Genomic DNA, 22527 nt, shown 5'->3' on the forward strand with positions numbered 1-22527 from the left:
ACGGATTGCAGCGGAGACGACGATGGCCGGTAGCCGCACCGGCGGCCGGGCCCCCGCGCAGCGGACCGTCAAGCGGCCGCCGGTCTCCCGGACGCCGCGCGAGAGCGCCGTACGACGGTTCTACGTCCGCGCGCACAAGGCCTGGGACCGGCCGCTGACCGCGTACTACCTGATCCTCGGCGGCAGTCTGCTGATCACCGTACTGGGTCTGGTGATGGTCTATTCGGCCTCCCAGATCACCGCGCTCCAGCTGTCGTTGCCCGGATCGTACTTTTTCCGCAAGCAGTTCCTGGCCGCCGTCATCGGCGGCGGGCTGCTGTTCGCCGCTTCCCGTATGCCGGTGAAGCTGCACCGTGCGCTGGCCTACCCGATCCTCGCGGGTGCCGTCTTCCTCATGGCCCTGGTGCAGGTCCCGGGGATAGGGATGTCGGTCAACGGCAACCAGAACTGGATCTCGCTCGGCGGTTCCTTCCAGATCCAGCCCAGCGAGTTCGGCAAGCTCGCACTGGTCCTGTGGGGCGCGGACCTGCTCGCGCGCAAGCAGGACAAGAAGCTGCTGACCCAGTGGAAGCACATGCTGGTGCCGCTGGTCCCGGCCGCCTTCCTGCTGCTCGGGCTGATCATGCTCGGCGGCGACATGGGTACGGCGATCATCCTGACGGCGATCCTGTTCGGCCTGCTCTGGCTGGCGGGGGCGCCGACGCGGCTGTTCGCCGGTGTGCTCGCGGTCGCCGCCACGATCGGTGTGATCCTCATCAAATCCAGCCCGAACCGGATGGCCCGCCTGCGGTGCATCGGCGCCACCGACCCCGGCCCGGGCGACAGCTGCTGGCAGGCCGTGCACGGCATCTACGCCCTCGCGTCCGGCGGACTTTTCGGCTCCGGTCTCGGCGCGAGTGTGGAAAAATGGGGACAACTGCCCGAAGCCCACACGGACTTCATCTTCGCCGTCACCGGTGAGGAACTGGGCCTCGCAGGGACGGTGTCGGTCCTCGCCCTCTTCGCGGCTCTAGGCTATGCGGGTATCCGCGTGGCCGGACGCACGGAGGACCCCTTCGTGAGGTATGCCGCGGGAGGCGTGACCACCTGGATCACCGCCCAGGCGGTGATCAACATCGGTGCGGTGCTCGGTCTGCTGCCGATCGCCGGCGTCCCCCTCCCGCTGTTCTCCTACGGGGGCTCCGCCCTGCTGCCGACCATGTTCGCCATCGGGCTGCTGATCGCCTTCGCGCGAGACGAGCCCGCTGCGCGGGCGGCGCTTGCGATGCGGCAACCCCGCTTTGGTAGAAAGCGGGGAGCCGGGGGTGCTGTGGTTGACCGGGAACCCCGGAGATGGAACACGATGCGACGGCGTGCCCCGGTGGCGCGTCCGTCCGGAGAGCGGTGAATTTCGGTGCATGTCGTACTCGCCGGCGGGGGTACCGCGGGCCACATCGAGCCCGCGCTCGCCCTCGCGGACGCCCTGCGCAGGCAGGACCCGACCGTGGGGATCACGGCCCTGGGCACGGAGCGCGGCCTGGAGACCAAGCTCGTCCCGGAGCGCGGCTACGAGCTCGCGCTGATCCCGGCTGTGCCGCTGCCGCGCAAGCCCACCCCCGAGCTGATCACCGTCCCGGGCCGGCTGCGCGGCACGATCAAGGCAGCCGAGCAGGTCCTGGAGCGCACCAAGGCGGACGCCGTCGTCGGCTTCGGCGGCTACGTCGCCCTGCCCGGCTACCTGGCCGCCAAGCGCCTCGGTGTGCCGATCGTGATCCACGAGGCCAACGCCCGCCCCGGCCTGGCCAACAAGATCGGCTCGCGGTACGCGGCCCAGGTCGCCGTCTCCACGCCTGACAGCAAGCTGCGGGGCGCCCGCTACATCGGCATCCCACTGCGCCGCTCCATCGCCACGCTGGACCGCGCCGCCGCCCGCCCCGAGGCCCGCGCCCGCTTCGGCCTCGACCCCAACCTGCCCACGCTGCTGGTCTCCGGCGGTTCGCAGGGCGCCCGCCGCCTCAACGAGGTCGTGCAGCAGGTCGCCCCCTGGCTGCAGCAGGCCGGAGTCCAGATCCTGCACGCGGTCGGCCCGAAGAACGAACTGCCGCAGGTGCACCAGATGCCGGGAATGCCCCCATACATCCCGGTAAGTTACCTGGATCGGATGGACCTTGCGTACGCCGCGGCCGACATGATGCTGTGCCGCGCGGGCGCAATGACCGTCGCCGAACTCTCCGCCGTCGGACTGCCCGCCGCCTACGTCCCGCTGCCCATCGGCAACGGCGAACAGCGGCTCAACGCCCAGCCGGTGGTGAAGGCGGGCGGCGGACTCCTCGTCGACGACGCGGACCTCACGCCCGAGTGGGTGCAGCAGACCGTCCTGCCCGTACTCGCCGATCCGCACCGGCTGTACGAGATGTCCCGCGCCGCCGCGGAGTTCGGCCGCCGGGACGCCGACGAGCTGCTCGTCGGCATGGTGTACGAGGCGATCGCCTCGAACCGCTAGGACCGTATGACGAAAGGGCAGAGAGCGTGGCCGGACCGACCACCGCCGAGCGCGGTGAACGCCAGCAGGAGTCGTCCGGCCCGCCGCCCGCCCGGCGGTTGAGGAAACTCCGCCTTCGTACGATCGTCATCCTGGCCGTCGCCCTCGTCCTCCTCGGAGCCGGATCCGTCTGGCTGTTGTACGGCTCCCAGTGGCTGCGCGTGAAGCGCGTGACGGTCTCCGGCACCGACGTCCTGACGCCCGCGCAGGTGCGCGAAGCCGCCGAAGTGCCGGTCGGGGCACCGCTCGTCTCGGTCGACACCGGCGCGATCGAGGACCGGCTGCGGCGGAAACTGCCCCGGATCGACACGGCCGACGTGGTCCGCTCGTGGCCCGGCGGAATCGGGCTGAAAGTCGTCGAACGCACCCCGGTTCTCGTTGTCCGCACGGACGGGAAGTTCCTCGAAGTGGACGACGACGGTGTGCGGTTCGCCACGGTTGGGCAGGCGCCGAAAGGCGTTCCCACGCTGGAACTGAGCGCCTCCCGGTCGGGTTCGGCGACCGCGAGCCTGCGCCGATTCGGAACCGACCGGCTCGTGCGGGAGGCGGTGCGCGTCGCCGGTGCCATTCCGGCCGCGGTCGCCCGCGACACCCGAGCCGTCAAGGTCCTTTCGTACGACGACATCTCGCTGGAGTTGAGCGGCGGCCGTACGGTTGCGTGGGGGAGTGGCGAGAACGGTCGCGCCAAGGCCCGTACGCTCACCGCGCTCATGAAAGCGGCGTCCGGTGCGCGGCACTTCGACGTCAGCGTTCCCACCGCCCCTGCGTCATCGGGGAGTTGACGCACATCAGCGCAGGCCAGCACCCTGGTTGGGCGCTGCTATGGCTGATCACATAGGGTGAAAAGAAAAACGGGAGGTTCGGCGTGTTCGTTGAACGTGCGCCACTTGTCGACTTAGTGTCCTGTTCAGAAGACTTCAAGGAACAGACACACTGGTAACCCTAAACTTCAGCGTTAGGGTTCGGGTCGGCGTTCGGACCGTCCCATTCGGCATCCGTCGTCGGATCGCGGAGCGCAGAGCTTCGGAGGCCCGGCGACACGTAACTCGAGGCGAGAGGCCTTCGACGTGGCAGCACCGCAGAACTACCTCGCAGTCATCAAAGTCATCGGTGTCGGCGGCGGTGGTGTCAATGCCATCAACCGGATGATCGAGGTCGGTCTCAAGGGCGTCGAGTTCATCGCCATCAACACCGACGCGCAGGCGCTGTTGATGAGCGACGCCGACGTCAAGCTCGACGTCGGCCGCGAACTCACCCGCGGACTTGGCGCCGGCGCCAACCCGGCCGTCGGCCGCAAGGCCGCCGAGGACCACCGCGAGGAGATCGAGGAGGTCCTCAAGGGGGCCGACATGGTCTTCGTGACGGCCGGTGAAGGCGGCGGCACCGGCACCGGCGGCGCGCCCGTCGTGGCCAACATCGCCCGCTCCCTGGGCGCCCTCACCATCGGCGTGGTCACGCGCCCGTTCACCTTCGAGGGCCGGCGCCGCGCCAACCAGGCCGAGGACGGCATCGCCGAACTCCGCGAAGAGGTCGACACCCTCATCGTCATCCCCAACGACCGGCTGCTGTCCATCTCGGACCGCCAGGTCTCGGTGCTCGACGCCTTCAAGTCGGCCGACCAGGTCCTGCTCTCCGGTGTCCAGGGCATCACCGATCTCATCACCACGCCGGGTCTGATCAACCTCGACTTCGCCGACGTGAAGTCGGTCATGTCCGAGGCCGGCTCGGCCCTCATGGGCATCGGCTCCGCCCGCGGCGACGACCGCGCGGTGGCCGCGGCCGAGATGGCGATCTCCTCGCCGCTGCTCGAGGCGTCCATCGACGGCGCCCGCGGCGTGCTGCTGTCCATCTCCGGCGGCTCCGACCTCGGTCTCTTCGAGATCAACGAGGCCGCCCAGCTGGTCAGCGAGGCCGCCCACCCCGAGGCCAACATCATCTTCGGCGCGGTCATCGACGACGCCCTCGGCGACGAGGTCCGGGTCACCGTGATCGCGGCCGGCTTCGACGGTGGCCAGCCGCCCGCCCGCCGGGAGAACGTCATCGGCTCGGCCGCGTCCTCGGGCCGCCGCGACGAGCCCGCTCCGGTACGGCAGCCCGAGAGCCGCCCGTCCTTCGGCTCGCTCGGCAGCGTGACCCCGAAGGAGGACCTGGAGCCCGTCCCCTCCGCGGTGAACGAGCCCCCGGTCGCCCCGTCGATCCCGCCGTCGCCGCGGACCTACGCGGACAGCGCGGCCGAGGAACTGGACGTGCCGGACTTCCTTAAGTGATCCTCCTGACGTGATAACTCAGCGCGACACCGTGAACGGCGCGCACTTCGCCTTCACCGACAGGTGGGGCGGGGTGAGCGCCGTTCCGTACGAGGAGCTCAATCTCGGCGGCGCGGTCGGCGACGACCCCGGCACCGTACGGGCCAACCGGGAACTGGCCGCCAAGTCGCTGGGCCTCGACCCGGCGCACGTCGTCTGGATGAACCAGGTGCACGGCGCGGACGTGGCCGAGGTGGATGGGCCATGGGGGGACCGGCCGGTACCGGAGGTCGACGCGATCGTCACGGTGCGGCGGGGCCTCGCCCTCGCCGTCCTCACCGCCGACTGCGTACCCGTCCTGCTCGCAGACCCCGTCGCGGGGATCGCCGCCGCGGCCCATGCGGGCCGGCCCGGCTTGGTCGCCGGGGTCGTCCCCGCCGCCGTACGCGCGATGATGGAACTGGGCGCGGACCCGGCCCGGATCATCGCCCGCACCGGGCCCGCTGTCTGCGGCCGGTGCTACGAGGTGCCGGAGGTAATGCGCGCCGACGTGAGCGCCGTCGAGCCGGCGGCGCACTCCGAGACGAGTTGGGGCACGCCGGCCGTCGACGTGAGCGCCGGAGTGCACGCGCAGCTCGACCGGCTCGGGGTGCGCGACCGGGAGCAGTCGCCGGTGTGCACGCTGGAGTCGCGCGATCACTTCTCGTACCGCCGCGACCGCACCACCGGGCGGCTCGCGGGCTATGTGTGGCTGGATTGATGGGGCATGACGGACCGTAAGGGCGAACTCGCCGGAAATCTGGCGAAGGTGGAGGAGCGCATCGCTGCCGCGTGCGCGGCGGCCGGGCGTAAGCGGGAAGAGGTGACCCTGATCGTGGTCACCAAGACCTATCCGGCGAGCGATGTGCGGATCCTGTCGGAACTCGGTGTGCGCCATGTCGCCGAGAACCGGGACCAGGACGCGGCTCCCAAGGCCGCCGAATGCACGGATCTGCCCCTCAGTTGGCACTTTGTCGGTCAGTTGCAGACCAACAAGGTGCGATCCGTAGTCAATTACGCGGATTTCGTGCAGTCCGTCGACCGTTCCCGACTCGTCACGGCACTCTCGAAGGAGGCGGTGCGCGCCGGGCGGGAGGTGGGCTGTCTCATCCAGGTCGCGCTCGACGCGGGCGAGACCGGGCGGGGCGAGCGCGGTGGCGTGGCGCCCGGCGGAATCGAAGAGTTGGCCGACCTCGTCGCCGGCGCTCCGGGACTGCGGCTCGACGGACTGATGACCGTCGCTCCGCTCACCGGGGAGTACGCCGGGCGCCAACAGGCGGCGTTCGAGCGGTTGATGGATTTGTCGACCTACCTGCGCAGAGCCCATCCGGCTGCGAACATGGTCTCTGCAGGGATGAGCTCGGACCTCGAACAGGCCGTGGCGGCCGGAGCGACACATGTGCGCGTCGGCACCGCGGTACTCGGAGTCCGCCCCAGGCTCGGGTAACGTCGCCAAGAAGTCGGACCACAGCAGAAAATATGGTCAATGTCGCCGAAAGGCGGGCACAACGACCTCGTGGATCGCGGGCACTTGGCAGTCGTCAGCAGATCCACCACAGAGCGGAGGACTCAGAGCATGGCCGGCGCGATGCGCAAGATGGCGGTCTACCTCGGCCTCGTGGAGGACGATGGGTACGACGGCCGGGGATTCGATCCCGACGACGACTTCGAGCCCGAACTGGACCCGGAGCCGGAGCGGGACCATCGACGACACGAAGCGTCACACCAGTCACACGGTGCACATCAGTCGCAAAGGGATGAATCGGTGCGAGTGGTGCAGCCTCCGGCGCCACGCGAGCCGGTCGCCCACGCTGCTTCGCTACCCGCGGAATCCGGGCGTCCGGCGCGCATCGCGCCCGTGTCGTCCATCACACAAGAACGTCACTCCCTGGAGAAGAACGCGCCGGTGATCATGCCCAAGGTCGTGTCGGAACGAGAGCCTTACCGGATCACCACGCTTCACCCCCGGACCTACAACGAGGCCCGTACCATCGGGGAACACTTCCGTGAAGGCACCCCTGTGATCATGAATCTGACTGAGATGGATGACACAGACGCGAAGCGACTTGTCGACTTTGCAGCCGGTTTGGTGTTTGGTCTTCACGGCAGCATCGAGCGGGTGACGCAGAAGGTGTTCCTGTTGTCGCCTGCTAACGTCGATGTCACGGCGGAGGACAAGGCCCGTATCGCAGAGGGCGGGTTCTTCAACCAGAGCTGAGACGGACGACCGGTCAGAGCAGGGAAACAGGGGAGAGGGAAGCAAGGGTCATGAGCGTGGTCCTGGATGTCATCTACATCGCGCTGATGTGCTTCCTCATCGTGCTCATCTTCCGGTTGGTCATGGACTACGTCTTCCAGTTCGCCCGCTCATGGCAACCCGGCAAGGCGATGGTGGTCGTTCTGGAGGCCACCTACACTGTCACCGATCCACCGCTCAAGCTTCTGCGGCGGTTCATTCCGCCGCTGCGTCTCGGGGGCGTGGCGCTCGACCTGTCCTTCTTCGTACTGATGATCATCGTCTACATCCTGATCTCGATCGTGAGCCGGCTGTGAGCGATGTGAACTACCGTCTTGCCGATGCCGACGACTACGTTGAGGTGAAGAGATGCCGTTGACCCCCGAGGACGTGCGGAACAAGCAGTTCACGACCGTCCGCCTCCGAGAAGGCTATGACGAGGACGAGGTCGATGCCTTCCTCGATGAGGTCGAAGCCGAACTGACCCGCCTGCTCCGGGAGAACGAGGACCTGCGCGCCAAGCTGGCCGCGGCGACTCGTGCGGCCGCGCAGAACCAGCAGAACATGCGCAAACCCCCGGAGCCGCAGGATCAGCAGGGCGGCATGCCCCAGCAGGGCGGTATGCCCCAGCAGGGCGGTATGCCCCAGCAGGGTGGCATGCCCCAGCAGGGTGGCATGCCCCAGCAGGGTGGCATGCCGCAGCAGGGGATGCGAGGTCCCGGCGCTCCGGTGCCCGCCGGCATATCGGGCCCGCCGCAGCAGCAGATGGGCGGCCCCATGGGTGGCCCGCCCCAGCTGCCGAGCGGTGCCCCGCAGCTGCCCGCCGGTCCCGGCGGTCAGGGTCCGGGTCCGCAGGGTCCCGGCCCGATGGGTCAGGGTCCGATGGGCCAGGGCCCGATGGGTGGTCAGCCCCCCATGCAGCAGCCGATGGGTGGTCCGATGGGCGGCCCCATGGGTGGTCCGATGGGCGGCCCCGGTCAGGGCCCCGGCGGCGACAGCGCCGCCCGAGTCCTCTCGCTGGCCCAGCAGACCGCCGACCAGGCGATCGCCGAGGCTCGCTCCGAGGCCAACAAGATCGTCGGTGAGGCCCGCAGCCGCGCCGAGGGTCTGGAGCGCGACGCCCGCGCCAAGGCTGACGCGCTCGAGCGGGATGCGCAGGAGAAGCACCGCGTCGCCATGGGCTCCCTGGAGTCCGCGCGCGCCACGCTGGAGCGCAAGGTCGAGGACCTGCGCGGCTTCGAGCGCGAGTACCGCACGCGCCTGAAGTCGTACCTCGAGTCGCAGCTGCGTCAGCTGGAGACCCAGGCGGACGACTCCCTCGCCCCGCCGCGCACGCCGTCGGCGCCGTCCCTCCCGCCGTCCCCGGCGCCCTCGATGGCCCCGGCCGGCGCGAGCGCCCCGTCCTACGGCGGCAACCAGACGATGGGTGGCCCCGCCCCTGCCGGTCCGTCCTACGGCGGCCAGCAGCCGATGTCCCCGGCGATGACCCAGCCGATGGCGCCGGTACGCCCGCAGGGCCCCGGCCCGATGGGCCAGGCTCCCTCGCCGATGCGCGGTTTCCTGATCGACGAGGACGACAACTGAACGGCCTGAGGGCCAGCAGCACGCCGTAGGCGTCGGCAGCATCACCAGGGCGGGGCCCCGGATACCGATCCGGGGCCCCGCCCTTGTGCTACGCGTGTTCACGTTTTTTGCGGCGTGTGTTCGGGTGTGGGGCTGCATGTCCGACGCACGGATCGCCGAACGCCCGGACCGATGAAGATTTTTCCGGGGGCCACTCGCGGGCGACGGCTCACGACGGACGGCCGACCGCTCGGGGACGAACGGTCGGCCGCGGATGGTGCTCAGCCCCCACGGGACGTCCACCCTCCAGCCGACTGGAAACGGGTGATGCGTGGGGAGGGGGAGCTATGCCTTGCGCAGGTGGAACGTCAGCGAGAGACCTTCGTCGGTGAAAGCGGAGCCGTACGTGGCATCCGCCTCACCCTGGGCGAAGTCCGTCGCGAGAACTTCCTCCGCGATCAACCCCGCATGCTCGGTCAGCGCAGCGATCACCGCAGGGTCCGTGGACGTCCACCGCAGAGCGATCCTGTCGGCGACATCCAGTCCGCTGTTCTTCCGCGCCTCCTGGATCAGCCGGATCGCGTCCCGGGCGAGCCCCGCCTGCCGCAGCTCCTCCGTGATCTCCAGGTCGAGAGCGACGGTCGCACCGGAGTCGGACGCCACCGACCACCCCTCACGCGGTGTCTCCGTGATGATCACCTCGTCCGGGGCGAGCGAGACCGTCTCACCGTCGACCTCCACCGACGCCGTGCCCGCACGCAGCGCCAGCGACAGCGCCGCCGCGTCCGTCTCGGCGATCGCCTTGGCCACGTCCTGGACCCGCTTGCCGAACCGCTTGCCCAGCGCCCGGAAGTTCGCCTTGGCCGTCGTGTCGACCAGCGACCCGCCCACCTCGGAGAGCGAGGCGAGGGACGAGACGTTCAGCTCCTCCGTGATCTGCGTGTGCAGCTCCGGATGCAGCGACTCGAACCCGCTCGCCGCGATCAGCGCCCGGGACAGCGGCTGACGCGTCTTGACGCCCGACTCCGCGCGCGTGGCGCGGCCCAGCTCCACCAGGCGGCGGACCAGCATCATGTGCCGTGACAACTCGGGGTCGATCGCGGACAGGTCCGCCTCCGGCCACGACGCCAGGTGCACCGACTCCGGCGCACCCGGGGTCACGGGCACGACCAGGTCCTGCCAGACCCGCTCGGTGATGAACGGGGTCAGCGGCGCCATCAGCTTGGTCACCGTCTCGACCACCTCGTGCAGGGTGCGCAGCGCGGCCTTGTCGCCCTGCCAGAAGCGGCGCCGCGACCGGCGGACGTACCAGTTCGACAGGTCGTCGACGAACGCCGAAAGGAGCTTGCCGGCGCGCTGGGTGTCGTACGCCTCCAGGGCCTCGGTCACCTGGTCGGTCAGCGCGTGCAGTTCGGACAGCAGCCAGCGGTCCAGGACCGGGCGGTCGGCCGGGACCGGGTCGGCCTCGGACGGAGCCCAGTTTGCCGTACGGGCGTACAGAGCCTGGAAGGCGACCGTGTTCCAGTACGTCAGGAGCGTCTTGCGGACGACCTCCTGGATGGTGCCGTGGCCCACGCGGCGTGCCGCCCACGGGGAGCCGCCGGCTGCCATGAACCAGCGCACCGCGTCCGCGCCGTGCTGGTCCATCAGCGGGATCGGCTGCAGGATGTTGCCCAGGTGCTTGGACATCTTGCGGCCGTCCTCGGCCAGGATGTGGCCGAGGCAGACCACGTTCTCGTACGACGACTTGTCGAAGACCAGCGTGCCGACGGCCATCAGCGTGTAGAACCAGCCACGGGTCTGGTCGATCGCCTCGGAGATGAACTGGGCCGGGTACCGGCTCTCGAACAGCTCCTTGTTCTTGTACGGGTAGCCCCACTGCGCGAACGGCATCGATCCCGAGTCGTACCAGGCGTCGATGACCTCCGGCACGCGCGTGGCCGTGGTCCGGCACTGCGGGCAGGCGAAGGTGACCTCGTCGATGAACGGGCGGTGCGGGTCGAGCTCGGACTGGTCGGTGCCGGTCAGCTCGGTCAGCTCCGCGCGGGAGCCGACCACGGTGAGGTGGTCCTCCTCGCAGTGCCAGATCGGCAGCGGGGTGCCCCAGTAGCGGTTACGGGACAGCGCCCAGTCGATGTTGTTGTTCAGCCAGTCGCCGTACCGGCCGTGCTTGACCGTGTCGGGGAACCAGTTGGTCTTCTCGTTCTCCGCGAGCAGGCGGTCCTTGATCGCCGTGGTGCGGATGTACCAGGACGGCTGCGCGTAGTACAGCAGTGCGGTGTGGCAGCGCCAGCAGTGCGGGTAGCTGTGCTCGTACGGGACGTGCCGGAAGAGCAGGCCGCGGTCCTTGAGGTCCTCGGTGAGCGATTCGTCCGCCTTCTTGAAGAAGACGCCGCCGACCAGGGGGACGTCCTCCTCGAACGTGCCGTCCGGGCGGACGGGGTTCACGACCGGCAGGCCGTACGCGCGGCCGACCTTGAGGTCGTCCTCACCGAACGCGGGGGACTGGTGGACCAGACCGGTGCCGTCGTCGGTCGTGACGTACTCGGCGTTGACCACGTAGTGGGTGCCGCCCGGGGTCTCCGGGAACTCCACCAGCTCGAACGGACGTCGATACGTCCAGCGCTCCATCTCGGCGCCGGTGAAGGTCTGGCCGGTGGTCTCCCAGCCCTCGCCGAGCGCCTTGGCGACGAGCGGCTCGGCGACGACGAGCTTCTCCTCGCCGTCGGTCGCGACGACGTAGGTGACCTCGGGGTGGGCGGCTACCGCCGTGTTGGAGACCAGGGTCCAGGGGGTCGTCGTCCACACCAGGAGCGCGGCCTGGCCGGCGAGCGGACCGGAGGTGAGCGGGAAACGGACGTACACGGAGGGGTCGACGACCGTCTCGTAGCCCTGCGCCAGCTCGTGGTCGGACAGACCGGTGCCGCAGCGCGGGCACCAGGGGGCGACACGGTGGTCCTGGACCAGCAGCCCCTTGCCGAAGATCTCCTTCAGCGACCACCAGACCGATTCGATGTACTCGGGGTCCATCGTGACGTAGGCGTCGTCGAGGTCGACCCAGTAGCCCATGCGGGTCGTGAGCTCGGAGAAGGCGTCGGTGTGGCGCAGCACGGACTCGCGGCACCTGGCGTTGAACGCGGCGATGCCGTACGCCTCGATGTCCTGCTTCCCGGAGAAGCCCAGCTCCTTCTCGACAGCCAGCTCCACCGGGAGGCCGTGGCAGTCCCAGCCGGCCTTGCGGCCCACGTGGTAGCCGCGCATGGTGCGGAAGCGCGGGAAGACGTCCTTGAAGACGCGGGCCTCGATGTGGTGGGCGCCGGGCATGCCGTTGGCGGTGGGCGGGCCCTCGTAGAACACCCACTCGGGACGGCCCTCGGACTGCTCCAGGCTCTTGGCGAAGATCTTCTGCTCGCGCCAGAAGTCGAGTACCGCGTGCTCGAGCGCGGGCAGGTCGACCTGGGCGGGTACCGGGCGGTACGTCGGCTCTGTCATCTGCGAGCTTCCTCCAACGGACTTGCTGCCTTCCGTCGGAGGGACGAGAGCCTGCTGCCTACGCCGTGTGCGGCGCGCTCCCGCGGTACCACCCTCCTTGGCCCGCCGGGCGGGGTGTGCGCCGGTGAGCCCCCTCATTGGGGTCGCGATGCCGGGTCTACTCGCCCTTCACGGACTTTCTTCCGGCGGCTCAGGGGTGATCTTCACGTCGCGCTCGCCCCCGGGCTTCCACCGTCCCCGGGTCGCTCTGGGCTGCGTACGCCGCTACTCGTCCCCATCCACGCTTTTCGCTCCGCCTAGTGTACGGCGCCTCGCCGACAGCGGCCGACCGGATTTCGGGCTCCGGCTGCCGGGTGGCCGGTCGGCGTCCGGTACGGCGGCGAGATGCCCCGAATGGCGAGGTACGCGCGTTCGCATCCTGGGATGCCCGACTCGGCGGATTACCCGGCGGGGAGCTGGGCACAACGCATGCAGGCTTGTGGCGCGACATGCGCGAGCCGGGCGAATCGGGTGCTGCGCCCCGTTGCCGCGGGACTCAAGTCGATTTATCGTCCCAGCACGATTCGCGCGCAAGATCACAAGTATGTGAAGGGGCCGCGGCCATGGTGGCGAAGAAGACCGCCGTACAGCAGTCGGCGTCCAGGAGCTCCAGGGGCGCGGCGGGTGCCTCCGGCGTCCTGGCCAAGGGTGTGCGAGGCAAGGACGGCGCGCAGGACGGGGTCGCGGGGAAGGCTGCGGGCAAGGCGGTGAAGACCGTGCGGGGCGCTGCCGAGGGCTCCGCCGGGAAGGCTGTGAAGAAGGCGGCGGAGCCGAGTACGGCGGTGACGGGGGAGGCGGAGGCGAAGGGCGCCGCCGAGAAGTCGACGAGCGGGAAGACGGGCGGGACGAGGACGAGTGTGGAGGCGGCGGCCAAGGAGAAGACCGGGGCCGCGGCGAAGAGCGAGGGCAAGGGCAAGGCCGGGGTTTCGAAGAAGGCCGCGGCGAAGAAGACGTCGGCGGAGAAGAGGGCGGCCACCGGGAAGGGTGGCGCGGGAGCCGCCGTCGGTGGTGCGGCGGGCGAGGAGACCGTCAGGGCGAAGAAGGCCACCGCCGGGAAGACGGGCGGTAAGGCGACTGCCAAGGATGCCGGGGAAGCGGCGGCGGAGCCGAAGGCCTCCGCGAGGAAGCCCTCGGAGGGGAAGAAGCCCTCCGGGAAGGCGTCCTCTGCGAAGGCGAGCGGAGCCAAGGCCTCCGGCGCGAAGGCGTCCGGCATGAAGGCTTCGAAGGAGAAGGCCGCCTCCGTGGAAGCCTCCGCCGACGAAGCCCCGGTCACGGATGCCCAGGTCGCGGAAGCCTCTGCCAGGAAGCCCTCCCCCGCGAAGGCCTCCCCCAAGAAGGCCTCCGCCAAGAGCGCGGTCGCCATGGAAGGCGGCTCGGGCGGCGGTGCCGCCAAGGGCGCGAGCAGGAAGAGCACGGCCAAGAAAGCGGGCGCGGCGCGTGCCGCGAAGCAGACGGGAGCCACGACGGTGGTTGCGAAGAAGACTCCTGGTACGGCCACGGCGGCGCAGACCGCCGTCCCCAAGGCACGGGTCGCCGCGGCGGCGGAGCCCGGCGAGCTCGCCGTGCGCCCGGGCGAGGACCCCTGGACCCCGGAAGAGGTCGACGAAGCGCGCGCGGAGCTGCAGGCCGAGGCCACGCGGCTGCGCACCGAGATCTCGTCGTCGGAGCAGTCCCTCGTGGGTCTCATGCGGGACTCCGGGGACGGCGCCGGTGACGACCAGGCCGACACCGGCACCAAGAACATCACGCGCGAGCACGAGATGGCGCTGGCGGCCAACGCGCGCGAGATGCTCGTCCAGACCGAACGGGCCCTGGAGCGGCTGGACGCGGGCACCTACGGACTGTGCGAGAACTGCGGCAATCCCATCGGGAAGGCCAGGATGCAGGCCTTCCCGCGAGCCACCCTGTGCGTGGAGTGCAAACAGAAGCAGGAACGTCGCTACTGAGCGCATGGGTCGTGCGGAGCGTGCCGTAGTCTCGTCCTCAGTCAGGCACCTAGGTTGAGGGACTCACGTGGCAGAGGCGGAGCGCATCATCGGTACGCCGGACACTCCGGACGACGGCGGCGAGCAGTCGGCAGCGGCCCAGGCGGCCGGCGTGACAGGTGCGTCGGTGGCGGACGTGCGGGACAGCTCGGCCGAGCGGTCGCGGCGCGGGCGCCGGATCGCCGTGCTGTTCGCGGTGGCCGTCTTCGCGTACGCCCTGGACCTGGTGAGCAAGATGATCGTGGTCGCGAAGCTGGAGCACCACGAGCCGATCAAGCTCATCGGGGACTGGCTGGAGTTCAACGCCATCCGCAACCCGGGTGCGGCCTTCGGCTTCGGGCAGGCCTTCACGATCATCTTCACCTTGATCGCGGCCGCGGTGATCGTGGTGATCATCCGCCTCGCCCGCAAGCTCTACAGCCTGCCCTGGGCGATCGCACTCGGCCTGCTCCTCGGCGGCGCCCTCGGCAACCTCACCGACCGGATCTTCCGATCGCCGGGCGTCTTCCAGGGCGAGGTCGTCGACTTCATCGCGCCCAAGGGCTTCGCGGTGTTCAACCTGGCGGACTCGGCGATCGTGTGCGGCGGCATCCTGATCGTGCTGCTGTCCTTCCGCGGCCTGGACCCGGACGGCACCGTCCACAAGGACTGAGACGGCCCGAGGGCGCGCGTACGGGGCTGTCGGAGCCGTCCGGCATACTCGACGGGTGAGCACGATTCCCGAGATCCGTACCCTGCCCGTGCCGGACGGCCTGGAGGGCGAGCGCGTCGACGCCGCCATCTCCCGCATGTTCGGCTTCTCCCGTACCAAGGCGGCGGAGCTGGCCGCCGCGGGCAAGGTCCAGGTCGACGGATCGGTGGTCGGCAAGTCCGAGCGGGTGCGCGGCGGGGCCTGGCTCGAGGTCGAGATGCCGCAGGCGCCCGCGCCGGTGCAGATCGTCGCCGAGCCGGTCGAGGGCATGGAGATCGTGCACGACGACGATGACGTGGTCGTGATCGTCAAGCCGGTCGGTGTGGCCGCGCATCCCTCGCCGGGCTGGTCGGGACCGACCGTGATCGGCGGTCTCGCCGCCGCCGGGTACCGGATCTCCACCTCCGGCGCGGCCGAGCGCCAGGGCATCGTGCACCGCCTCGACGTGGGCACGTCCGGCCTGATGGTCGTGGCCAAGTCCGAGTACGCGTACACGTCGCTCAAGCGCCAGTTCAAGGAGCGCACGGTCGACAAGCGCTACCACACGCTCGTCCAGGGCCACCCGGACCCGACCAGCGGCACGATCGACGCGCCCATCGGCCGCCACCCGAACCATGACTACAAGTGGGCGGTCACGGCCGACGGCAAGCCCTCCGTGACGCACTACGACCTCATCGAGGCGTTCCGCGCGGCCTCCCTGCTCGACGTGAAGCTGGAGACCGGCCGCACCCACCAGATCCGCGTCCACATGGCCGCCCACCGCCATCCGTGCGTCGGCGACCTGACCTACGGCGCCGATCCCACGCTCGCCAAGCGGCTCCGTCTCACCCGCCAGTGGCTGCACGCCGTACGGCTCGGTTTCGAGCATCCCGGCGAGGGCCGGTGGGTCGAGTTCGAGAGCGCCTACCCGGAGGACCTCCAGGAGGCCCTGGACCAGGTACGTGAGGAGACGTACGCATGACCACGCCGTACGAGGTGCGTGTCGCCGAGGACCCCGCCGACCGCGAGGCGTGCTTCGCGGTGCGCAAGGAGGTCTTCGTCGTCGAGCAGGGCGTTCCGCAGGACATCGAGTACGACGCGTACGACGGGACGGCCGTGCATGTGCTGGCGGTCCGCGCGGACGGCGTGCCGCTGGGCACCGGCCGGCTGCTGTACGGCGAGGAGGTGGCCGCCGAGAAGACCGGCGGCGACGCGACGGTCGGCTCGCTGGGCAGGCTCGCCGTGGCGCGGGAGGCGCGCGGGCTCGGTATAGGTGTCGCTCTGGTGCGGGCCATCGAGGAGGCCGCACGCGCGCGTGGGCTCGCGGCGGTCGACCTGCACGCCCAGACGCACGCCCTGGGCTTCTACGAGCGGCTGGGCTACGAGGCGTACGGCCCGGAGTACCCGGAGGCGGGCATCCCGCACCGGGCGATGCGGCGCGCTCTGTAGCCTGGCGCGGTCCCGTTCCGGGGGATACGGCGCTCCGTAGCCCGGCGCGGTTCGGTTCCGGGTGATGCGGCGCTTGCGCTTGCCGGGCGCGGCGCGTTCCTCGGCCCGGTGCTCAACACGGTCGGTGTGCAGGGCGGCGTGGCAGGCTTGAGCCCCGCGTGTGATCGTCGACCCCCGGAGAGCTGGCCGTGGAGCAGTTGGCCCTGTTGTTCGTGATGCTTCTCGGGGCCCTGGTGAGCGTCCCGGTGGCGGACCGGCTCGGACTGCCGGCGCCGGTCCTGATGACCCTGCTCGGGATCGTGCTCGCGGTGCTCGCCTTCGTGCCCAACGTGAACATCGCGCCCGAGCTGATCCTGCCCGCCCTGCTGCCACCGCTGCTGTACGCGGCGGTCCGGCGCACATCCTGGCGGCAGTTCGCGGCCAACAGACGGCCGATCTTCCTGCTGGCCGTGGCCCTGGTCTTCATCACCACCGTCAGCGTGGCCTATGTCGCCGGCGCGATCGTGCCCGGCCTGCCGATCGCCGGCGCCGTGGCACTGGGCGCGCTCATCGCGCCGCCCGACCCGGTCGCCGCCACCGCCGTGGCCGGACGGCTCGGACTGCCGCGCCGGCTGGTGTCGATCCTGGAGGGCGAGGGGCTGTTCAACGACGTCACGGCGATCGTGCTGTACCACGTGGCGATCGCCGCGATCGTCAGCGGGACCTTCTCGGTGTGGCAGGCCGGCCTCGACCTCGTACTGTCCGCGGTGGTCGCGCTCGTCGTAGGGCTCGTGCTGGGCTGGGTCGCGAACAGGCTGATGGACCTGCTCGGGGACGCGACGCTGCAGATCGGCCTGACACTGCTGGTGCCGTACGCCTCGTACGTCCTCGCCGAGGAGCTGCACGGTTCCGGCGTGCTCGCGGTGCTCACCACCGCGCTGTTCCTGACCGAGTACGCCACCGGCGCCGACGACGTGATGACCCGGCTCGTCGGACACACCTTCTGGGACATCGTCGACACGCTGGTCACCGGCGTCGCGTTCGGGCTGATCGGGCTGGAACTGCACAACGCGATCCGTACGGCGTCGGGGCGGTGGGGCGAGATGCTCGGCTGGGCGGCCACCATCACGGGTGTTGTCGTGTTCGTGCGCCTGGTGTGGCTGCTGCCCGCCACCTGGCTCACCAAGCGGATGCACGCGAAGCTCGACTACGACGAGGACATCCCCATGGGCTGGCGGGAGACCGTCGTCATGTGGTGGTCCGGGATGCGCGGGGTGGCCTCGGTCGCGCTGGCCCTGGCCGTGCCGCTGCACACGGACGACGGGGCCGCGTTCCCCGACCGGGACGAGATCGTGTTCATCGCGTTCGGGGTGATCATGGCGACGCTGGTGCTTCAGGGGCTGACCCTGCCATGGCTGGTGAAACGGCTGGGGGTTCAGGCCGACACCGAACGGGAGAAGGAGTTCGAGAAGCAGCTGGCGGTGCGGGCGGCGAAGGCGGCCAAGCGGCGGCTGCGGGAGATCGAGGAGGTCGAGGAACTGCCGGAGGACCTGTCCGAGCAGATGCTGCGGCGGGCCTTCGACATCGGGGCGCGGATCAGTCCGGACGTGGCGGAGGACGAGCGGCGGGAGGCGCAGCAGCAGCGGTTGAGGAGGCTGCGGCGGGTACGGCGGATCGAGGGGGAGCTGCTCAGTGCGGCGCGGCACGAGGTGCTGGCGGCGCGGAGTGAGGTGGGGGCGGATCCGGAGATCGTGGACCGGGTGCTGCGGCATCTGGACGTGCGTAGTCTGCGGTGATCTCCCCGGCACACCGCCTGCTTCGGTGGGCCGGGAGGTGCGCGTTTGCCGTGAGGTGCGGTCATACAAGCATGAGGGGATTGTGGATACCCGGAGGCCCGTTCTGCCTCGCGCTCGTACTCTCGGATCATGGCTCGCAACATTGTGATCAGTGGTGGTGGTACGGGGATCGGGCGTGCGGCGGCTCAGGTCTTCGCGGGGGACGGGGACCGGGTGCTGTTGCTCGGACGACGGGCGGAGGTGCTGGAGAAGGCCGGTGTGAGCGGGGCGCTCACCTATGCCGCCGATCTCAGTGATCCGGCGGACGTGAGAGGGGTGGCCCGATTCGTCGCGCAGGAGTTCGGGACCGTGGACGTGCTGGTGCACGGCGCCGGGGGCAACGGGATCCTCGAGGCGCCGTCGGGGAGCGACGATCCGCTCGATGTCGTCGCCCACCAGTGGACCGTCAACTTCAGGATCAACACCCTGACCGCGGCACTTCTCACGGAGGCACTGAAGCAGCGGCTCGCCGAACCGGGCGGGCGGGTGCTGTTCATCAGCTCGATCGCCGCCTTCCGGGGTTCGGGCAGCGGGGCGTACGCCGCCGCCAAGGCCGCGCTGCATCCCTACGCCCATGATCTGGCCCGGGAGTTGGGGCCGCGCGGGATCACCGTGAACGTGGTCGCGCCGGGGTACATCGAGGACACCGAGTTCTTCGGCGATACGATGGACGAGGCGCGACGGGAGCGGCTCGTTGCCGAGACGCCCACCGGCCGCGCCGGGCAGCCCGGAGACGTCGCCGCCACGCTGCACTGGCTGGCCTCGCCCGTTGCCGGGCACATCACCTCGCAGGTCATCCAGGTCAACGGAGGTGCGGAGCGCGGCCGTTGACGGGGTGCGGGTCAGCTGCCCACCGGTGGCCGGACGGCGTCCGCCGTGTTGACGCGGGGCAGGGCGTAGGGGTGTTCCTCGGTCAGCCAGCGGATCATGCGTTCGCGGACCGTGACTCGCACCGTCCACACGTCGTCGGCGTCCTTCGCGGTCATCATGGCCCGCACCTGCATCGTGTTGGGCGTCGAGTCGGTGACGGCCAGGCCGTGCTCGCGGCCGTCCCAGGCCGGGCACTCGCGCAGGATCTCGCCGAGCTTCTCGCGCATCGTCTCGACCGGGGCCGCGTGGTCGACGTGCCAGAAGACGACACCGGTCATCTGAGCGGTGCCGCGGGACCAGTTCTCGAAGGGTTTGGAGGTGAAGTACGACACGGGCATGGTGATCCGGCGCTCGTCCCAGGTGCGCACGGTCAGGAACGTCAGGGTGATCTCCTCGACGGTGCCCCACTCGCCGTCCACCACGACGGTGTCGCCGAGCCGCACCATGTCACCGAAGGCGATCTGCAGTCCGGCGAACAGGTTGGCCAGCGTGGACTGGGCGGCGACACCGGCGACGATGCCCAGGATGCCGGCCGAGGCCAGCAGCGAGGCGCCTGCCGTGCGCATCGCGGGGAACGTCAGCAGCATCGCGGCCACGGCCATCACGCCGACGACCGCCGCCACCACGCGCATGATCAGCGATACCTGCGTGCGGACGCGGCGGACCCTGGCGGGGTCGCGGTGGACGCGGGCGTAGCGGGCGTAGGACGTCTCGACGATCGCCGCCGCGATCCGGATCACCAGCCAGGCGGCCGAGCCGATGAGCACCAGGGTCAGGGTCCGGCCGATGCCGACCCGGTGTTCCATCAACAGCTTCGCCTGGTCGTAGGAACCCCTGAGCAGTGCCGCGCACAGCACCAGCTGATAAGGGATCCGGGCCCGGCGCAGCAGACCCCACAGGGGTGTCTCGCGGTGCCGTTCGTCGGCCTTGCGCAGCAGCAGGTCCGTGCCCCAGCCGATCACCAGGGTGAGGACGACACAACCGCCGACGACGATCAGTGGGCGGAACAGGTTCTCCATGCCGGAGAACGTAACCGGAGTGGGCGGTCATGAACATGTGTGTTCGGAACGGAGGTGGGTACGGCCGCGATGCGAAGCCGGCGGTCCCGGCTGGCACCATGGCTTCATGAACATCATGCTGTTTCACTCGACCTACGGCCTCAGGCCCGCCGTGCGGGAGGCCGCGGAGCGGTTGCGCGGCGCCGGGCACGAGGTGTGGACGCCGGACCTCTTCGAGGGGCGCACGTTCGAGACGGTCGAGGAGGGCATGGCCTTCAAGGAGGAGACCGGCAAGGACGAGCTGCTGAAGCGGGCCGTCCTGGCGGCGGCGCCGTACTCGGAACGAGGGCTCGTGTACGCAGGGTTCTCGCTCGGCGCCTCGATCGCGCAGACCCTCGCCCTCGGTGACGAGAGGGCTCGCGGGCTGCTGCTCCTGCACGGCACGTCGGACCTCGCGCCGAACGCCTCCGTGGACGAGCTGCCGGTCCAGCTGCACGTGGCCGAGCCGGACCCGTTCGAGACGGACGACTGGCTGAGCGCCTGGTATCTGCAGATGGGCAGGGCGGGAGCGGACGTGGAGGTGTACCGGTACGCCGGGGCCGGTCACCTCTACACCGACCCCGGCCTGCCGGACTACGACGAGGAGGCCGCCGAGGCCACCTGGCGGGTGGCGCTCGGCTTCCTGGAAACCCTCTAGTGCTGTGGCCGGTGAACCTTCCGGTCACAGCACTAGGTCAGCCGGCCTGGTGGGTGTCGCGGCTCTCGGGGCACTGGTGGGGTGGTGCGCCACCCCATGCAAGGGCGGCGCACATGCCCTCGAAGGGGCCGCTGTCGGCCGAAATCCGCTGACGGCACCCGGTGGTTACACGGGGTCGTAGGTGCGTTCGGCCTTCTGCGTGCCGCTGCGGGTGCGGTACGAACGCGTCCAGGACGAGGTCGCGTCGGCCTTCGTGCGGTCGGACAGGACGTAGTAGTCCATCTGCGCGCGGTCGGCGGTGATGTCCAGGACGCCGTAGCCGTGCCGGTCGGTGTCGACCCAGTGGACGTGGCGGTTCGCGGCCTGGATCACGGGGGCGGCGACCGCGGAGACCAGGCCCTCGGGGACCTTCACGATGTCGTCGAGGTTGTCGGAGGTCACCGAGGTCACCACGAACTCCGTGGCGGCCGAGGCCGACAGCGGGTAGGTGCCGGCGTCCACCGGCACGTCGTTGGCCCACGCCATGTGGATGTCGCCGGTCAGGAAGACGGTGTTGCGGATGGCGTTCGAGCGCAGGTGGGCCAGCAGCTCACGGCGGTCGTCGGTGTAGCCGTCCCACTGGTCGGTGTTGACGGCCAGGCCCTCCTGCGGCAGGCCGAGCAGCTTGGCCAGCGGCTTGAGGAGGTCGGCGGAGAGGGAGCCGACGGCGAACGGCGAGATCATCACCGAGTTGCCGACGAGCCGCCAGGTGGTGTCCGACCCCGTCAAGTTGGACTTCAGCCAGTCGAGTTGGGCCCGTCCCGTGATCGTACGGTTCGGGTCGTCGACCGAACCGCTGCCCAGGGAAACCTGCTGAGAGCGGAAGGAGCGCAGGTCGAGCAGGGACAGATCGGCGAGCTTGCCGAAGCGCAGCCGGCGGTAGGTGGTGCCGGCGATCGCCGGGCGGACCGGCATCCACTCGAAGTAGGCCTGCTTGGCGGCCGCCTGACGGGCCGTCCAGGTTCCCTCGGCGCCCTCGGTGTGGTTCTCGGCGCCGCCCGACCACGAGTCGTTGGCGAACTCGTGGTCGTCCCAGATCGCGATGACGGGTGCTTTGGCGTGCAGGGCCTGCAGATCGGGGTCGGTCTTGTACTTCCCGTGCCGGGTGCGGTAGTCGGCGAGCGTGAGGATCTCGTGCGTGGGCGCGTGCTGGCGTACGACGGTGCCACGCGTGCCGTAGTCGCCGGTGCCGTACTCGTAGATGTAGTCGCCCAGGTGCAGCCAGGCGTCGAGATCGCCCCGCGCCGCGAGGTGGCGGTAGGAGGCGAAGTAACCGGCCTCCCAGTTGGCGCAGGAGACGACGCCGAAGCGCAGGCCGGAGACGGTCGCGTCCGCCGCCGGCGCGGTGCGGGTGCGCGCCACCGGGGAGTCGGTGCCGCCCGCCGAGAAGCGGAACCAGTAGTCGGCGGCCGGCTCGAGACCGCGGATGTCCGCCTTGACCGTGTGGTCGGCGGCGGCCGTCGCGGTGGTGGACCCCGAGGCGACCACGTTCGTCAGCGCCTTGTCCGTGGCGACGACCCAGCTCACCGCGGTGTCCGGGCCGAGCCCCGAACCCGGTATGGCCTCGGCGGTCGGCGTCACTCGCGTCCACAGCAGGATGCCGTCGGGCAGCGGGTCACCGGAGGCGACGCCGTGCAGGAAGGCGGGGGTCTGGGCGGCGGCGCGCGCCGGAAGTGCGGCAGCGATCGGTCCGGCCAGAACAGCAGTCGCCGCCGCGGCCTTGACGACCGTACGGCGGCGTGGCGAGAGGGAGTTGCCCTCGGTTGATCTGTATCGACTGGTCACGAGCGATCAGGTTACTGATCGGTACGAACAAGAGCGGGCGAACTCGTGAAAGTTCGCCCGCTCTTCATCCGACGGCCGCTCCGC

Annotated in this window: 19 protein-coding genes; 16 read left to right on the forward strand and 3 right to left on the reverse strand. The window is 70.1% G+C overall.

The genetic code is table 11. The features are described 5' to 3' along the window. Positions 1-22: 22 nt before the first annotated feature. From ftsW to IEZ19_RS20120, 9 genes are all read left to right on the forward strand, one after another. Positions 23-1387 carry a putative lipid II flippase FtsW gene (ftsW, locus tag IEZ19_RS20080; protein ID WP_189312611.1) on the forward strand — a complete coding sequence of 455 codons (1365 nt, stop codon included), beginning with the start codon at positions 23-25 and terminating at the stop codon, positions 1385-1387. Positions 1388-1393: 6 nt separating this feature from the next. Then, the gene (murG, locus tag IEZ19_RS20085) at positions 1394-2482 is read left to right on the forward strand and encodes an undecaprenyldiphospho-muramoylpentapeptide beta-N-acetylglucosaminyltransferase (protein ID WP_189312612.1); all 1089 of its coding nucleotides are present in this window, start codon (positions 1394-1396) and stop codon (positions 2480-2482) included. A gap of 26 nt (positions 2483-2508) precedes the next feature. Beyond that, positions 2509-3303 carry a cell division protein FtsQ/DivIB gene (locus IEZ19_RS20090; protein WP_189312613.1) on the forward strand — a complete coding sequence of 265 codons (795 nt, stop codon included), beginning with the start codon at positions 2509-2511 and terminating at the stop codon, positions 3301-3303. Between the two features lie 285 nt (positions 3304-3588). Then, a complete protein-coding gene (ftsZ, locus tag IEZ19_RS20095; protein ID WP_189312614.1) occupies positions 3589-4788 on the forward strand; it encodes a cell division protein FtsZ in 1200 nt (399 codons plus the stop codon). A 10-nt stretch (positions 4789-4798) separates the two neighbouring features. Next, positions 4799-5527 carry a peptidoglycan editing factor PgeF gene (gene pgeF, locus IEZ19_RS20100; protein WP_189312615.1) on the forward strand — a complete coding sequence of 243 codons (729 nt, stop codon included), beginning with the start codon at positions 4799-4801 and terminating at the stop codon, positions 5525-5527. A gap of 6 nt (positions 5528-5533) precedes the next feature. Next, positions 5534-6253 (forward strand): YggS family pyridoxal phosphate-dependent enzyme, encoded by a 720-nt coding sequence (locus IEZ19_RS20105; RefSeq protein WP_189312616.1) that lies wholly within the window; start codon positions 5534-5536, stop codon positions 6251-6253. Between the two features lie 129 nt (positions 6254-6382). Further along, complete coding sequence (locus IEZ19_RS20110) at positions 6383-7024, forward strand: cell division protein SepF (RefSeq protein WP_189312617.1); 642 nt, start codon at positions 6383-6385, stop codon at positions 7022-7024. Positions 7025-7074: 50 nt separating this feature from the next. Further along, positions 7075-7359 (forward strand): YggT family protein, encoded by a 285-nt coding sequence (locus IEZ19_RS20115; RefSeq protein ID WP_016435858.1) that lies wholly within the window; start codon positions 7075-7077, stop codon positions 7357-7359. A 52-nt stretch (positions 7360-7411) separates the two neighbouring features. Further along, positions 7412-8626, forward strand: a complete 1215-nt coding sequence (locus tag IEZ19_RS20120; protein WP_189312618.1) for a DivIVA domain-containing protein — start codon at positions 7412-7414, stop codon at positions 8624-8626. A gap of 324 nt (positions 8627-8950) precedes the next feature. Here the strand turns inward: IEZ19_RS20120 and ileS are convergent, their stop codons facing one another. Then, a complete protein-coding gene (gene ileS, locus IEZ19_RS20125; protein WP_189312619.1) occupies positions 8951-12097 on the reverse strand; it encodes an isoleucine--tRNA ligase in 3147 nt (1048 codons plus the stop codon). Between the two features lie 602 nt (positions 12098-12699). On the opposite strand from ileS, the gene IEZ19_RS20130 reads away from it, so the two are divergent. The 6 genes from IEZ19_RS20130 to IEZ19_RS20155 all read left to right on the forward strand — a co-directional run bounded on the left by IEZ19_RS20130 (position 12700) and on the right by IEZ19_RS20155 (position 18885). Continuing rightward, complete coding sequence (locus IEZ19_RS20130) at positions 12700-14082, forward strand: TraR/DksA C4-type zinc finger protein (RefSeq protein ID WP_189312620.1); 1383 nt, start codon at positions 12700-12702, stop codon at positions 14080-14082. 151 nt (positions 14083-14233) lie between these two features. Further along, positions 14234-14773 (forward strand): signal peptidase II, encoded by a 540-nt coding sequence (gene lspA / locus IEZ19_RS20135; RefSeq protein ID WP_373297018.1) that lies wholly within the window; start codon positions 14234-14236, stop codon positions 14771-14773. A 55-nt stretch (positions 14774-14828) separates the two neighbouring features. Further along, a complete protein-coding gene (locus IEZ19_RS20140; RefSeq protein WP_189312622.1) occupies positions 14829-15773 on the forward strand; it encodes an RluA family pseudouridine synthase in 945 nt (314 codons plus the stop codon). Continuing rightward, positions 15770-16240, forward strand: a complete 471-nt coding sequence (locus tag IEZ19_RS20145) for a GNAT family N-acetyltransferase (RefSeq protein WP_189312623.1) — start codon at positions 15770-15772, stop codon at positions 16238-16240. The genes IEZ19_RS20140 and IEZ19_RS20145 overlap by 4 nt, the downstream gene beginning before the upstream one ends. Positions 16241-16428: 188 nt before the next feature. Then, the gene (locus tag IEZ19_RS20150) at positions 16429-18015 is read left to right on the forward strand and encodes a Na+/H+ antiporter (protein WP_189312624.1); all 1587 of its coding nucleotides are present in this window, start codon (positions 16429-16431) and stop codon (positions 18013-18015) included. A 129-nt stretch (positions 18016-18144) separates the two neighbouring features. Continuing rightward, complete coding sequence (locus IEZ19_RS20155; protein ID WP_189312625.1) at positions 18145-18885, forward strand: SDR family NAD(P)-dependent oxidoreductase; 741 nt, start codon at positions 18145-18147, stop codon at positions 18883-18885. An 11-nt stretch (positions 18886-18896) separates the two neighbouring features. Here the strand turns inward: IEZ19_RS20155 and IEZ19_RS20160 are convergent, their stop codons facing one another. Beyond that, positions 18897-19943 (reverse strand): mechanosensitive ion channel family protein, encoded by a 1047-nt coding sequence (locus IEZ19_RS20160; protein ID WP_189312626.1) that lies wholly within the window; start codon positions 19941-19943, stop codon positions 18897-18899. Positions 19944-20049: 106 nt separating this feature from the next. Here IEZ19_RS20160 and IEZ19_RS20165 point away from each other — a divergent pair, with 106 nt between their 5' ends. Next, complete coding sequence (locus tag IEZ19_RS20165; protein ID WP_189312627.1) at positions 20050-20619, forward strand: dienelactone hydrolase family protein; 570 nt, start codon at positions 20050-20052, stop codon at positions 20617-20619. A 165-nt stretch (positions 20620-20784) separates the two neighbouring features. Here the strand turns inward: IEZ19_RS20165 and IEZ19_RS20170 are convergent, their stop codons facing one another. Beyond that, on the reverse strand, positions 20785-22443 hold the full coding sequence (locus tag IEZ19_RS20170) for an alkaline phosphatase D family protein (RefSeq protein ID WP_189312628.1): 1659 nt from the start codon (positions 22441-22443) through the stop codon (positions 20785-20787). Between the last annotated feature and the right edge of the window lie 84 nt (positions 22444-22527).

Origin of the sequence: Streptomyces brasiliensis, assembly GCF_014647875.1 — a bacterium.
Lineage (GTDB): Bacteria > Actinomycetota > Actinomycetes > Streptomycetales > Streptomycetaceae > Streptomyces > Streptomyces brasiliensis.

Excerpts from the sequence above, each read along its gene's own strand:
- ftsW (WP_189312611.1), top strand. The coding sequence starts at position 23 with ATGGCCGGTAGCCGCACCGGCGGCCGGGCCCCCGCGCAGCGGACCGTC.
- IEZ19_RS20105 (WP_189312616.1), top strand. The coding sequence starts at position 5,534 with ATGACGGACCGTAAGGGCGAACTCGCCGGAAATCTGGCGAAGGTGGAG.
- IEZ19_RS20110 (WP_189312617.1), top strand. The coding sequence starts at position 6,383 with ATGGCCGGCGCGATGCGCAAGATGGCGGTCTACCTCGGCCTCGTGGAG.
- IEZ19_RS20115 (WP_016435858.1), top strand. The coding sequence starts at position 7,075 with ATGAGCGTGGTCCTGGATGTCATCTACATCGCGCTGATGTGCTTCCTC.
- IEZ19_RS20120 (WP_189312618.1), top strand. The coding sequence starts at position 7,412 with ATGCCGTTGACCCCCGAGGACGTGCGGAACAAGCAGTTCACGACCGTC.
- ileS (WP_189312619.1), bottom strand. The coding sequence starts at position 12,097 with ATGACAGAGCCGACGTACCGCCCGGTACCCGCCCAGGTCGACCTGCCC.
- IEZ19_RS20130 (WP_189312620.1), top strand. The coding sequence starts at position 12,700 with ATGGTGGCGAAGAAGACCGCCGTACAGCAGTCGGCGTCCAGGAGCTCC.
- IEZ19_RS20145 (WP_189312623.1), top strand. The coding sequence starts at position 15,770 with ATGACCACGCCGTACGAGGTGCGTGTCGCCGAGGACCCCGCCGACCGC.
- IEZ19_RS20155 (WP_189312625.1), top strand. The coding sequence starts at position 18,145 with ATGGCTCGCAACATTGTGATCAGTGGTGGTGGTACGGGGATCGGGCGT.
- IEZ19_RS20160 (WP_189312626.1), bottom strand. The coding sequence starts at position 19,943 with ATGGAGAACCTGTTCCGCCCACTGATCGTCGTCGGCGGTTGTGTCGTC.
- IEZ19_RS20165 (WP_189312627.1), top strand. The coding sequence starts at position 20,050 with ATGAACATCATGCTGTTTCACTCGACCTACGGCCTCAGGCCCGCCGTG.